The following is a 12,944-nucleotide window of genomic DNA, read 5'->3' on the forward strand; positions in this document are numbered from 1 at the left end:
AGTTAAGGCGGATTTTCGACGGCTTTGGGCGATTTTTTTCAAGCGGCCATTCTGGCGCAACCGGGCCGACTTCAGTCGGCCCGGTTGCGTTCCGCATTTTCCCGCACCCATTGCTGCGCGCGCTGGCCCAGGCGGGTTTGGGGTGACGAGGCCTGGGTGAGCCAGCGGAAGGTTTGCAGCCAGGCGGGCACGTCGGCTGCTGCCATCGGCCGCGCCAGGGCGTAACCCTGACCATAATCAGCGCCCAATACCGCAGCCACCTCCACTAGCGCCGGGGTTTCCAGACCTTCGACCACCACTTTCAGGCCGAGCGCCTGGGTCATGTGGACCAGGGCGCCGATGAAGCCGATCATGCCGTCTGCCTCGGTTTGCGCTTCGGAGGGAATCTGCCGCACCAGGCCCTGGTCGATTTTCACCGTGTGGAAGGGTAGGGTGCGCAGCCGCAGCAGACTGCTGTAGCCGCTGCCCAGATCGTCCATCACCAGCCGCGCGCCGGTGGCGGCCAGGCTGCGCACCGCGCGGTCGCGCTCGGCGTCGTTCTGGAAGTCGGCGTCTTCCAGAATTTCCAGCCGTAGCCGATCAGGCGCGATGTGCCGGGTGTGCAGCGCGTCGGCCACCCAGCGGGCGCATTCGGGCATGAGCAAAACTTCGAGCGGCAGGTTGATGGACAGATCGAGGCGCTGACCCGCGCCGTCCCATTGGGCCAGCTGGTTCAGCGCCTGCTCCAGCCCGAGGGTGAACAGGCGGGTGAGCTCGGAGGCGCCAAACGACGGCAGGAACTGCCCCGGGCCGATCAGCCGCCCGTCTTCGAGCCGCAACCGGGCCAGCGCTTCCATGGCGGTGGGCTCACCCGTGTGAAGATCGACCAGGGGCTGATAGTGCATTTCCAGACCGCCGCTGAACAGGCGGTGGCGCCAGGCGCGGCGGTCCTGCAGGGGCATGGGGGCGGATTCGCGCCGGGTCATCAGGCCGTAAAGCCCGCGTTCGAAGAGTTGTTCGATACCGCGCAGGAAGCTGTGCATGCTCTGCGTTTCGAACTGGCCGGGGTAACGTCCGTACAGCCCCATGACGGCGAGCATGCGGCCGCGGCTGTCTTTCACCGGCACCGCGGCCGAACTGCGCACGCCGACGCTGTGCGCCACCGCACGCCAGGGCGCCATGCGCGGATCGGTGACGTAGCTGGCGTTGGTTTCGATCTGCTCGCTGCGCCAGCAGCGCGGGTGCGGGGTGAGGCCGAAGGGGCTATGCGGGTCGATGTCGAGATTGGCCATGGCCACCGCATCGAGCGCCTGCCAGTATTCGTCAAACGCCCCCGCTGTGAACTCGGGGATGAAGTGCCCCTGCGCGTCGGGCTTGTAGATCACCGTGGCTGCCATGCCCGGCAGGGCGGTGACTGATTCGAGCACGGTGCGGGCCAGATCGGCCCATTGGGTCAGTTCGGGCTGCATCTGCTCCAGCCCGAACAGCATCTGTTGATATTGCTCGCGCTGCGTCTGCGCCCCATCGCTTTGCCATTGCAGCTCGCGCTGCAGGCGCGCGGTGGTGACCTGAGCCAGCACGGCTCGATCAGCGCTGCGCACCGGGGCTTCGCCCAGCAAGTCGTGCAGGCTTTGCAGATACCAGCCGAAACTGTTGACCAGCGCCCCGGTGCTGACTCCCACCAGCGCGTGAATCGCGCCGGTGTGCCGCGCTTGTTCCTGATGGGTTTCGGCCGACAGGTCGGGGTGAAGGATTTGCAGCAAGCGGGCATGCTGCCGGCTGCGCAAATGGGCGGCCTCCTCCGCGGAGAGGGCGGCGAGCAGCGCGGCCGACTCCGGGTCTTGGCCCAGGGTGGAATAGAAGCGCTCGACGAAGGTCTCGGCGTTGCGCTCCAGCAGGTCGCCAATCAGGCCGAGCAGGCGGTGGGCGGTTTCGCCGTAGGGGTCGACATGAATGGGCAAGTCGGCGGGTTTGTCGGCGGCCTGCTCCAGGCCATCGCCCCAGACCTGCCACCAACGGGTGCGATCGGCCTTGTGCGCCTTGCTGGCGTAAAGCGCGGCATCGGCGTGGCGCAGCAGCACCTCGGCCTGCGCCTCGTCGGCCGGGTAAAGCGTCACGCCCAGGCTCATGCCCACCTTGGCCAGCACGCCGTCGCCGAGGTCGAACGGGGTTTCGACGGCGCTGTGAATGCGGTCGAGCACGATGGGCAGATCGCTGGCCTGCGCCACGCCTTCGAGCACCAGCACGAACTCGTCGCCACCCAGTCGCGCGACCAGATCGATCTCGCGCACGGCGGCCCTGAGGCGCTCGCCCAGTTGACGCAGAAGCTGGTCGCCCGCGGCGTGGCCGTGGGTGTCGTTTACCGGCTTGAAATCATCGAGATCCATCACGCCCACGACCAGCAAATTTTTGTGGCGGCGGGCCCGGGCCATGGCCAGCGGCAGGTGGTGTTCGAGGGCAAGGCGGTTGGGCAGGCCGGTCAGGGCGTCGTGGCGGGCGAGGTGGCGTTGCTGCGCCTGCTCGGCTTCCAGATCGGCCTTGAGGTCGATTTCGCCCAGCGCCTGCTCGATCAGTTTGCCCACCCGGCGCAACAGGCCGTGCAGGCCTTCGTCCAGATCGTCGACGTTGAACAGCACCAGCACCAGCGCCGCCCAGCGCCCGCCGTTGCGGCGCAGCGGCAAGGCCAGGGCAAGCGGTTGCCAGCCCGGCAGGGCGTACTCGGCCCAGGGTTGCAGCAGGGGCGAGTGCGGGTCGGTTTCTTGCGCTTCTTCCGAGGTGTGCCAGGCGCGGGCCAGGGCGTGGGTTTGGGTGGAGCTGACCAAGAGCGGCGGCGATTGGGCGGACAGCGTGTCCAGCGCATTCCCTCCGGCAGCGAGCGGGTGCACGCGCTCGTGCACATCGGGCTGGGCGACCCATACGGCGGCGAACAAGCCGGTTTCGAGCAGGCGGGTACAGGCGCTCTCCAGCACTTCGGCGTCGTTGCGCGCGCTAATCAGAATGTCGATCTGCGCCATCACTCCGCGCACCAGTTCCTGCTGGCGCTGGCGGCTTTCGCGCTCTTTGCGTTCGGCCTCGGCCAGTTGCAGACGATCGAGTCCGCGGCCCAGGCTGCGCGCGAGTTCTTCGAGCAGATTGCGTTGGTCTCGGGTGATGCGCGCGCGGCTGTCGCGGTAAATGCTGAACACCGCGTAGAGCCGGTTTTGCCGCATCACCGGCAAGGCGGCCATGGTGCGCAGACCGAACTGCTTCATGCGCCCCGCCCAGGGCAGCAACAGTTGGGCGGAGTCTTTGCCTTGCACATAAAGGGGCGCAGCGTCGCGCCAAACCTTGCCAAACGGCCCCTGGCCGCTGATCTGATCGGCATGGATGGACAGCGGCATTCCGTCGAGATAGGCGGTCTTTCCAGCGGCAGCGAGCACCTTGGCCTGCCCGCCGACATCGGGCTGACCGATCCAAGCCAGTTGCATGCCTCCGGCGTCGGCGCTGATGTCGCAAATGCGCTGGAACAGCGTGGCTTCATCCGGGGCTTCGGCCACGACCTGGCTGGCCTGCGCCAATGCGGCATTGATCTGCGCCAGCCGGTGCTGGCGCTCCAGACTGCGGTTGATCAGCAAGCCGCCGAGCAGTTGCATCAGCAGCAAAATCGCCCAGCCTGTCAGCATCGGCCAGGTCTGACGCCACCACAGCGCGGTGAGCGCGCTGGCCGGCAGGCTGGTGAAGGCAACGACCGAATGCGCGCCCAGGCGTTGCCAAGCGCCCAGGAGCTCAGCGCCGCCCGCCGCCTGCACCGGCCCGAGGAAAACCCCATGCGTTTGCTCGGGATGCGCGGCAATTTCGCGTGCGAGCACCCCGCGCGCGGGTGCATTCTTGAGCGAGGGCTGGATTTGCGGCAGCGGCGCAGGCAGCCGCGCGAGCAAATAGCCGTCACTGCGCAACAGGCCCACCGCCGGCACCCAGCGGCCCTTGCTGTTGAAACTCGACAAAGTGTGCTGCAGATTTTGCAGCGCTCGCTGCAGGCCCACGTCGAAAATCAACATGACCTCGGGACGAGGCGCGCCTTTGTGCAAGGTCAGCGCGCAGCGGGCCGGGGTGATGTGCTGCTCTGGCGCCAGCGGATCGGGCTGCGGCAGCCCGATGCGAATCCGCCCCGGCGTGGACAAGGTCTGAGCAAACCCCGGCGACGCGGAGATGGCCGCATGCGCCTGCGGCGGGATTGCGCGACTCGGTGCAAGCGCCAGCACATCGCCGGTCGGCGCGACCAGGGAAACGCCGTCGATGAAGGGCATCAGCGCATTCATTTCGCTCAGCCACGGCCCTGGCTGCTGCAGCAGATCGGGGTTGTCGTGAAGCTGCCGCTGCGCCACGGTACAAGTGGCCTGAAGCTGGTCGTAACGCTGGTTTATCGCGTCGGCCCAGAACGCGGCCTCGCTTTGCAGAATCTGCTCGATGCCGTTGCGGTTGCGATCCCAGCTGACCCAGAGCACCACGCCAACGGCCGCAGCCAGCAATAAATTGGCAATGAGCACCGCAATCAGGATGCGGCGGCGGTCGGTCTGGAAACGGGTGTTGTGAGGCATGCCATGAATCGAAAAATACAGCCCGGCATTACAACACCTCGCGGGCAGGCATCATCCAGACTGTCTGCGGAATGATCGGCAACGGTGTAAAAAATGACACAGCGCAGGAGGGGTCAGATGACCGACTTCAAATAAACGCCAGCCGCACGGCGCCCCAATGACGGCCGCCCACGCTCACCGGGCGCGATAGCTCCTGCATGATCTCGCCGGTATCGCGGGCATAGACCTGCAGCAGAAAGGGGTTGGTGTTTTGCGCGGCGGCCAGACCTACCGGATCGTTGAACAGTCGCATGGAGCGGTTGCCCGCCAGATCGGTGGCGTAGTCGCCGGTCAGCGGGCGATCGAACACGCTGTTGTGCGCCGCAGCGTAGCCGTTGCGGTCCACCAGCAGCGCAAAGCGGTATTGCTCGCTCTTGCCCAGCCATGCGTCCTCGATGGGCTGGATGCGGCTTTTGATGAACTCGGTGAAGCGGGTGCGGAATTTCTGCGGCTTGGTTCCGGGCACCGGCTCGTATTGTTCGTCCCACAGCGCCTGCTCGGTGAGCGCGCCGCTGGCCAGCGCCTGAGCGAGTGCGGCCTCGATCTCTTTGCAAACGGCGTCGAGATCGCGCATCACCTGGCTGGTTTTCGAGGCGGTGACGAATTGCGTGGCCGCCTCGAACAAGGTCTGGCTGGCGTTGAGCGACTGCTGCACTTCGTCGGCAATGCGCTCACTGGTGGCGATGGTCTGGTTGGCGCTGGCCTGTACCGTGCTGGACAGTGCGGCGAACTGGCCGCTAATGGTGCGCACGGCGTCCACCTCGTGACCGAGTTGGGTGTAAACCTTGTTCACGCCGGAATTCATCGCCTCGATGTTGCGGGCGATGTCCTGGAAATTGGCCGACATGGCTGTGGCCAGCGCTTTGCCGTTGTCCATCTGCGCGGCGAACTGCTGGGTCGATTGCGTGACCACTTGCAGGCTGCGGCTGACTTCGGCGGCGAAGGTGGCGATGCTCTGCACCGATTGCTGCGTGTTCATCGCCAGCTTGCGGATTTCTTCGGCCACCACGGCAAAGCCGCGTCCAGCCTCGCCCACGCGGGCGGCTTCGATATTGGCGTTGAGCGCCAGCAGGCTGGTTTTCTGCGCGATGTCCTTGATGACTTGCGTGACCGCGGTGACTTGCGCAAAGCCTTTGCCGAGCGCCTGAATTTCGGTCTGGTTCTGGCTCGTGGTCTGCGCCAGTTGCTCGAACACCGCATTGGCCTCATGCGCCTCGCGCGCGCCGCGCGTGCTGAGCAGAGTGATGCTTTGCGAATCGGCCCGCAGCGCCTCGGTTTGGCCCTGCACCCCGACGATGCCGCGGATGAAGGTTTCCAGGCTTTCGCCCATGGCGCCGATGCGCTCGGTCTGCTCCTTCGCATGCCTTTGCGCGTCCTGCGTGGCGGTGCGCGCCTCGAAGCTGATGCGCGCAATGCCGTAGGCCACCCCGGTGGCGTTGTGCGTGGTGGTATCGACCAGATGCGTGACCAAGGCGAGGAATTCATCCAGGCCCGCGCCGCACCCTTGGGGCGCCGTTTGCCGCAGGTCGACCGGGCGCTGGGTGAGCAAGTGCTGCAGAAATTCCGCCGGGGTGTTGCTACTGGCTTCTGCTGGGGGTGCTGAGGGCGTGGTATGCATCGGTCGATTCGCTTTGTTAAACCGCTTGAATGAAAAAACGGGAGCGTTCAGGCGTGCGCGGCAATCGCCTTGCGAATGGTCTGCGCCAATTCGTCGGCGACGAACTTCGCCACATAGGCATCGGCGCCCACGCTGCGGGCATGGTCCTCATTGGCCGAGCCCGACAGCGAGGAGTGGATGACCACCGGAATGTTCTTGAAGCGCTCGTCCTGCTTGATGTGGCGGGTGAGGGTGAAGCCGTCCATCTCAGGCATTTCCAGGTCGGTGAGCACCAGCTGCACCTTGTCTTCGATGCGCTTGCCCTCGGCGCGCGCCTCGTTCGCCAGGGTTTGCAGGCGCTCCCAGGCTTCCTTGCCGGTTTTGGTGCTGACGAAGGGCGCGTGCAGTGCCTGCAAGGCCTTCTCGATCTGCGCACGGGCCACATAGGAGTCGTCGGCCGTGAGAATGACCGCGCCGGGCTTCAGCCCCAGCGCCGGGCCCATATTGTGGGTGTCTTTCACCTCATGCACGCGTGAGGGCAGCACATCGCGCAGCACCTTTTCCACATCGAGCACCAGCGCCAGCCGGGTGGTCTGATCGTCTTCCAGGCGGGCGATGCTGGTGACCATGCCGCCTACGGCGTTGGCCTCGGCCGACAGCACCTTGCTCCATTCCAGCCGCACGATTTCTTCAACCTCTTCCACCGCGAAGCCCTGCACCGAGCGCTCGTACTCGGTGACGACCAGAATGTTCAGCCCGGTCTTGGGCACGCAGCCGACCACGGCCGGCAGGTCGATGACGGGGATGATCTGCCCGCGGATATTGGCCACGCCCAGCACATGCTTGGGTGCACCGGGCATGACGGTGACCTGGGGCATCACCAGCGCCTCGCGCACCTTGAACACATTGATGCCGAACAGCTCGCGCCGCGACGATTGCGGCTCTTCGCCAAGGCGAAACAGCAGCAGTTCGAATTTATTGGTGCCAGCGAGGTTGGAACGCTCGTCGACTTCTTGCAAGACGTTGGAATTCATGGTGGGGTCCTGTGGGCTGCAATGAATGAATCAGGGAATCTGGCGCATCAGCGCTTCCAGACGGTCGGTGATGGTGTCGCTCAAGGCTTCCAGCCGGGTGGCCAGCTCGGTGGTGCGGGCGGTGTTGTCGGTGCGGATGGCTTCGACCAGTGCCTGGCCGGTGCGGTGCACGTCCTCGTGAACGGAATCGACGCCGACAAAGCCCGCGTCGCTGCCAAAGTAGCCCGCGCCCGCACCGAAGTACCACTTGCCGAAGAAGCAGCCGTGGAAGTTCGACACATCCATGTCGATCTTCTCTTGCTTCTGCGCCGCGGTGAGCAACTGGCCGATCCACTGGTAGTGCATGGCCAGCGAGACCCGCAGGGTGACGGCGGGGTCAAGCCACTTCGACACCGCGGTGACGCCGGTCTTGAGCTGCTCGCGTGAGGTGCGGATGAGGGTCATCATGGCCTCGAAGCGTTGCACCAGCACCTGCATCAGCGCGGCGGCCTGTTCGGCATCCAGGCGCTGGCGGTCGGCGTCGCTGACCAGTTGGCGCATCAGAGCGGTCTGCTCGGTCGCGACTGTGCGTACCTTGCCGAGCATGCTCTTGACCTCGACCAGCGTTTCGCCGGTGTTGGTGACCAAGGCGCCGACACGCTGCACTCGTTGCACCGAGCGAGCCATATCCACCCCGACGTCGGACGACTGGTCGCGCAGATTGTGGGTGAGGTCTTCGATTTCATGGGTGATGCGGGCGGTTTTGCGCGCCAGATTGCGCACCTCGTCGGCGACCACGGCAAAGCCGCGGCCATGCTCGCCGGCTCTAGCGGCCTCGATGGCGGCGTTGAGCGCCAGCAGATTGGTCTGCGAGGCGATTTCGCTGATGCCCGCAGTGAGCGTCTCGACTGAGCGCACGGCATCGACAAAGCCGGTGAGCTTGGCTTCGGTGTGGCTTGTACGCCGCTGCGCAAATCGTCGAGCTGGGTTTGCGCGGTGTGGGTTTGCAGGGCTGCGCCTTGCAGCCGCGCCGCCATATCGCCCACCCGCTGCGACAGGCCGTGGATGTCGTGATCGAAACCGGCGGTGCGGCTTTCGGCGAACGCGAGCGACTGGGTGGTGGTGCGCAGCGCGTCCACGCCGTGCAGCAACATCTGCCGCACGCCGCCGAGCTTGCGCGCCCAATCGTCGGCGTCGATCAGGTCGATATCGCGCAGCGCGGCTTCGCCCTTGCCGCTGATCAAATCGAGCACGGCTTGCAGCACGCGCTCGCGGTCTTCGCGTACGCGCTCAAGCAGCCCGCCGGGGGGGACTTGAGCTCCGGTGTTGACTGAGGTTTGTTTTTTCTCACGGCCGCCCTCTCCACCCCAACCCTCCCCAGCCTGTGGAGAGGGAGTCTGGTTGTCTCCTCCTCCACGCAGTGGGGGAGGTTGGGAGGGGGAGGATGCGTCCGCATCCACGAGGGTTGCCATGTCGGGGCTGTCGGGTTCCACTGACTGTCTCCGGTTGTCGGGTCGGGCAGGGCTTCAGCCGACCTTGCTCTGGCTCTCGATGGCATCGCTGAGCGCCTGCAGTCGGTCGACGATCAGATCTTCTTGATCGCTGAGTGAGCTGGAAAGACGCGCCACCTGATCGCGCTGACCGCCGTGCACCGCTTCGAGCAGTTGCTTCGCGGTGGCGTGAATCTGCGCATGCGGCGCTTCGAGCGCGCGGAAGGCGGAGAGGCCGCCAAAAGTCGCCACGCCCTGGCTGTCATACCACTTGCCCAGGCGGCAGTTGTGGTGGTCGGTGACTTCCGTGGGGAGCTTGGCCTGTTTGTCCTTCGAGACTTCGGCCAGGATGTGATTGACAAAGTCTTTGTGATCTTCCTGCGCCGACTGCAGCATCATGCGCGTGGCGTTGGTCTGCATATTGCTGACCTGGTTGTTCATGCGAACCACGACCGACTGCACCAGATCGAGCTCCTTGCCCGAATTGGCGCTGGTGGTGGCGATGTCGTGGGCCTGCTGCCCGATGGCGGTGGTGTTTTCCTCCACCTCGGCGGTGGCGACCTGTACCCGGCGCGCCAGATTGCGCACTTCGTCGGCGACCACGGCAAAGCCGCGGCCATGCTCGCCGGCTCTGGCGGCCTCGATGGCGGCGTTGAGCGCGAGCAGATTGGTCTGGTAAGAGATTTCGCGGATATTGCGCACGATGGCGCTGATGGCGTTGACCTGTTCTTGCAGGTGCGAGACTGCGGCGCCGTTGCCGTTGATGGCGCGGCCCACATTGCCAATGGCGGTATCCACCGAGGTCATGGACTGGCCGATATCGCCAGCCGCGCTGTTGAGGGTGCTGACGACCTCTTTGAGCCGATCGCTCACGGCGCTGATGTCTTTGAGGTGCGACACATCGCGCCAACTGGCGTGAAAGGCGATGACCTGGCCTTGCGGATCGCGCACCGCAACGAAAACAAGCGCGAAGATCACCTTGCCCACGGCCATCTCCTGCACATGCTTGTCCAGGCTACCGTCGGCCAGACGCCGCAGGATGGCGCGGATGCGTTCCGGGTCTTTGTGGAACTGGTGGATGGAGTGGTGCAGGGCGTTGCGCACGTCGGCGCCGCGCAGCGCCGAGTTGAGGGTGGTGTGAAACCGCTCCATGGTTTCGCGCGCGGCGCGGTTCATGTAGAACACGGGGTTTTCCATGGCGGCGTCGGCCTCGGCCAGCATTTCCAGGCTGTCGAGCGGTTCCAGAGCTTGTTGCAGATAGTGGAGGGCGGTGGCGTCCATGATGGTGACGAGAGAAATTAGGGTGAGATGGGGGGGCTTACTCGATGGCCGAGCCGACCTTGAGTGCGTCGAACCAGTCAATGAAGCGCTTGACGTTCTGGCCGGTATAAATGGCGCCGTGCTGCGGGGCGAGAAAGTCGATGTCCATCTTCGAGACACGCTCGCACCAATTGCGCTTGGCGGCCATCGACGGCATCCAGCGTTTGTGGAAATACTCGGCAGACTTGATGTGCTCGTCGAACGCGGCGGGTGATTCGATGTTGCGGCGATCGACGAAGGGCGCGTGACCGGCGGGCAGCAGCGCCGCGCCCACATCGCCACAGAACAGCACTTTGGCGAAGGCGTCATAGACGTGGAAGTTCGCCGAAGAGTGCAGATAATGCGCGGGGACGAACTGCAGCCGGGCGGAGCCCAGAGTCATTTCGCCGCCTTCATCGGGAATGTCGCGCAGATCGGCGTCGAGCGCGCCGTAATGGCGGATGAAGCCGCTCCACAGCTTGGGCACATGCCAGGCGATGGTCGGGCTGCAGGCGTTCCACAGCGGCAGGCTGGAGGCGATGTCGGGGTCTTGATGGCTGACGAAAGCGGCTTTGAGCGAGCCGGGTGGGGCCACTTCGACCAGGGCGCTGAAAACCTGCGGGAAGATCTCGAATCCGCCCGGATCCAGGATGAGGGTTTGGTCGTCCACGCTCAAGGCGTAGACGTTGGAGTCGATGACGCGGCGCTCGTCCTGGTCGTAGATGATGTTCCAGTGGTGGTTACCCTGGCTGAAAAATTGCAGCGATTTCATTCGATGATCCTTTCAATTTGTTCGCGATAGGTGCGCAGCAATTCCTGCACGCCGCTCACAGACCGATCCATTTCCAGAGAAACCTGCGCCAGCGGCGCGCTGACCGTGCCTTTCAGCGCCGCTTCGATGCGGCCGTTGACCACGACATAGTCGAGCTCGGCAATGACGGACTGAAAGCGGTCGAGCGCCGAGTTGAGCGCCAGACCGGCGCGGCGGCTGCCCGCAGCGTGGCGATCCTGCATGTCGGCGTGCTGGCGCATGCGCTCGGCCAGTGAGGGGCAATGCGCGGTGGCGGCGTTGTGAATGTTGCGCAGGCTCTCCATCTGCTGCGCATCGCGCAGGGTTTCCATGAAGTGCAGCATCAACGGGTTGATGAGCTTTTGCACCTGCTCGGCGGCAGCCTGCATGGCCTGCGCGCCTTCGCGGAAAGCCTGCGCCACCACGCCGTAGCCGGCGAGTTCCTTGCCGTGGCGCTTGACCAGCACCTGGGCGTTGAGCGCCTTGCGGTCGATTTCGCGCAGGCGTTTTTTCAGCGCGCCCTGAAAGGCGTAGGTGGCATCAGCCACGGCGATGAAATCGCGGCGCAGGGTGTCGAGAGATTGGTCGTCCATGATGGGTCAGCTCTTGCGTTGCACCCGGGCCAGCGCGGCGCCGTCGAGAATGAGCACCACCTCGCCGTTGCCCGAGATGGTGGCGCCTTGGTAGAGGGTGTCGTTGGTGGAGATGTCCAGCGGTTTGACCACCGAGTCTTCGGTGCCCATGGCCTCTGAGACCACCAGCAGCCCCTGCTCGATGAGAATGCCTTCGCTCTGGTCTTTGAGCAGCTCGATCGGGCGGTCTTGCAGCAGTTGGCCGAGATCGATGTAGGGCACCACGCGGTTGCCATCGACCTGCACCATCAGCCGCCCGGAGATCGAGTGCACCTGCTCGGGGTCGATGGCGAGCAGGTTTTCGATGGCCGCCACCGGCAGGGCGTAGGTTTCGCGCCGCAGGCGGAAATACAGCACCGGCAGCACGGCCATGGTGAGCGGCAACTCCAGCGTGAGGGTGCTGCCCTTGCCCAGCGTGGTGTCGATGTCGATGCGGCCGCGCAGCGAGGCGACGGTGGAGCGCACCACGTCCATGCCGACGCCGCGGCCGGAGAGTTCGCTGACCTGCTCTTTGGTGGAGAAGCCGGGCAGAAAGATGAGTTCGAGCATCTCGCGCTCGGAAAGGCGGGCGGCTTCCTGCGCGGTGATGACGCCTTTGGAAATGGCGTGCTGCATGATTTTTTGCGCGTTCATGCCGCGACCATCGTCGCCCACCTGAATCTGCACCTTGTCGCCCAGATGGCGGGCGAGCACGCGCAGCACGGCCTCCTCGGGCTTGCCGGCCTGACGGCGTACCTCAGGCTCTTCGATGCCGTGGTCGAGCGCGTTGCGCACCAGATGAATGAGCGGGCCGGAGAGCGCATCGACCACGGTTTTGTCGATTTCCACGTCTTCGCCCTCGATGTCCAGCCGCACTTTTTTACCCAGGCTGCGCGAGGCGTCGCGCACCACCCGGGGCAGGCTTTGGAACAGGCGTTTGCACGGCTGCATGCGCAGGCGCATGACGGTGTTTTGCAGGTCGTTGACGGCGAGATCGGTTTCGCGCGCCAGCCGGGCCAGGGCTTCGTCTTCCTGCGCCATGCGGGCCACGGCGGCGCTGAGTCGGTTGCGCAGCAGCACGAGTTCGCCGACCTGGTTCATCGCCTGGTCGAGCCGGGTGGAATCGACGCGGATGGAGGTTTCTTCGGCGGCGCTGCCGTTGGCCGAGCGTGCCGACGGTGCGGCGGGCTCGGTTTTTTGTGCGACTTTTTGCTCGGATTTTTGCGCAACTTCGGGCGCTGGCGCGCTGGCCTGGCCTGGGGCGTGGCCTGCGCCGTGAATCTGGTCGAGCACGCGCTCGAATTCGTCCTGGGTGATCTCGTCGGCGGTACGGCTGGCGGGTGCGGCAAGGGCGCCAGCAGGTGCCGCGCCCGGCGCCTGGCCTGTGCCGTAGAGGTCGTCGAGCACGCGCTCGAATTCGTCTTGGGTGATGGAGTCGCCGTTTGCGGAGGCGGGGGAAGTGGGCTCGGCGTCGGCGGTGCGGCGTTCGGCAAACAGCCCGGTGCTGCCGCTGTCGCGTTCGGTCTGCGTGACCCAGAGGCCTTCCCGC

9 protein-coding genes and 2 pseudogenes are annotated in these 12,944 nt (G+C 65.2%); 1 reads left to right on the forward strand and 10 read right to left on the reverse strand.

Annotation, left to right across the window (positions count from 1 at the left end; all coding sequences use genetic code 11):
• Window positions 1-71: 71 nt before the first annotated feature.
• The 5 genes and pseudogenes from B7X30_RS09615 to B7X30_RS15790 form a co-directional block, all read right to left on the reverse strand.
• Entirely contained in the window at window positions 72-4,556 is a 4,485-nt protein-coding gene (locus B7X30_RS09615; RefSeq protein ID WP_286730364.1) for an EAL domain-containing protein, read from the reverse strand.
• 127 nt (window positions 4,557-4,683) lie between these two features.
• Window positions 4,684-6,213, reverse strand: coding sequence for a methyl-accepting chemotaxis protein (locus B7X30_RS09620; RefSeq protein ID WP_156052845.1), 1,530 nt, complete (start codon window positions 6,211-6,213; stop codon window positions 4,684-4,686).
• A 47-nt stretch (window positions 6,214-6,260) separates the two neighbouring features.
• The gene (locus B7X30_RS09625; RefSeq protein WP_013105512.1) at window positions 6,261-7,226 is read right to left on the reverse strand and encodes a chemotaxis protein; all 966 of its coding nucleotides are present in this window, start codon (window positions 7,224-7,226) and stop codon (window positions 6,261-6,263) included.
• A 30-nt stretch (window positions 7,227-7,256) separates the two neighbouring features.
• Window positions 7,257-7,811 (reverse strand): CZB domain-containing protein, encoded by a 555-nt coding sequence (locus tag B7X30_RS15785; protein WP_502694418.1) that lies wholly within the window; start codon window positions 7,809-7,811, stop codon window positions 7,257-7,259.
• Between the two features lie 18 nt (window positions 7,812-7,829).
• Window positions 7,830-8,093, reverse strand: a pseudogene (locus tag B7X30_RS15790) (methyl-accepting chemotaxis protein); the annotation flags it as partial.
• A 68-nt stretch (window positions 8,094-8,161) separates the two neighbouring features.
• Between B7X30_RS15790 and B7X30_RS09635 the strand changes: the two are divergent.
• The gene (locus B7X30_RS09635; protein ID WP_286730366.1) at window positions 8,162-8,539 is read left to right on the forward strand and encodes a hypothetical protein; all 378 of its coding nucleotides are present in this window, start codon (window positions 8,162-8,164) and stop codon (window positions 8,537-8,539) included.
• 192 nt (window positions 8,540-8,731) lie between these two features.
• On the opposite strand, the gene B7X30_RS09640 is transcribed toward B7X30_RS09635, so the two are convergent.
• The 5 genes and pseudogenes from B7X30_RS09640 to B7X30_RS09660 all read right to left on the reverse strand — a co-directional run.
• Window positions 8,732-9,136, reverse strand: a complete 405-nt coding sequence (locus B7X30_RS09640) for a CZB domain-containing protein (protein ID WP_353681918.1) — start codon at window positions 9,134-9,136, stop codon at window positions 8,732-8,734.
• 21 nt (window positions 9,137-9,157) lie between these two features.
• A pseudogene (locus tag B7X30_RS15745) lies at window positions 9,158-9,976 on the reverse strand (methyl-accepting chemotaxis protein); the annotation flags it as partial.
• Window positions 9,977-10,013: 37 nt separating this feature from the next.
• Window positions 10,014-10,766 (reverse strand): oxygen-binding di-iron domain-containing protein, encoded by a 753-nt coding sequence (locus tag B7X30_RS09650; RefSeq protein ID WP_013105515.1) that lies wholly within the window; start codon window positions 10,764-10,766, stop codon window positions 10,014-10,016.
• On the reverse strand, window positions 10,763-11,377 hold the full coding sequence (locus tag B7X30_RS09655) for a chemotaxis protein (RefSeq protein WP_156052842.1): 615 nt from the start codon (window positions 11,375-11,377) through the stop codon (window positions 10,763-10,765). The genes B7X30_RS09650 and B7X30_RS09655 overlap by 4 nt, the downstream gene beginning before the upstream one ends.
• 6 nt (window positions 11,378-11,383) lie before the next feature.
• Window positions 11,384-12,944: chemotaxis protein CheA (locus B7X30_RS09660; protein ID WP_286730367.1), on the reverse strand; the 1,561-nt coding region annotated here is incomplete at its 5' end.

The organism is Thiomonas sp. 13-64-67 (assembly GCF_002282795.1).
In the GTDB taxonomy this organism is placed as follows: Bacteria; Pseudomonadota; Gammaproteobacteria; order Burkholderiales; family Burkholderiaceae_C; genus Thiomonas; species Thiomonas arsenitoxydans.

What these genes read in the sequence shown, in the direction of transcription:
- B7X30_RS09620 (WP_156052845.1), bottom strand. Translation starts at nt 6,213, where the DNA reads ATGCATACCACGCCCTCAGCACCCCCAGCAGAAGCCAGTAGCAACACC.
- B7X30_RS09650 (WP_013105515.1), bottom strand. Translation starts at nt 10,766, where the DNA reads ATGAAATCGCTGCAATTTTTCAGCCAGGGTAACCACCACTGGAACATC.
- B7X30_RS09655 (WP_156052842.1), bottom strand. Translation starts at nt 11,377, where the DNA reads ATGGACGACCAATCTCTCGACACCCTGCGCCGCGATTTCATCGCCGTG.
- B7X30_RS09625 (WP_013105512.1), bottom strand. Translation starts at nt 7,226, where the DNA reads ATGAATTCCAACGTCTTGCAAGAAGTCGACGAGCGTTCCAACCTCGCT.
- B7X30_RS15785 (WP_502694418.1), bottom strand. Translation starts at nt 7,811, where the DNA reads ATGCTCGGCAAGGTACGCACAGTCGCGACCGAGCAGACCGCTCTGATG.
- B7X30_RS09615 (WP_286730364.1), bottom strand. Translation starts at nt 4,556, where the DNA reads ATGCCTCACAACACCCGTTTCCAGACCGACCGCCGCCGCATCCTGATT.
- B7X30_RS09640 (WP_353681918.1), bottom strand. Translation starts at nt 9,136, where the DNA reads ATGAACAACCAGGTCAGCAATATGCAGACCAACGCCACGCGCATGATG.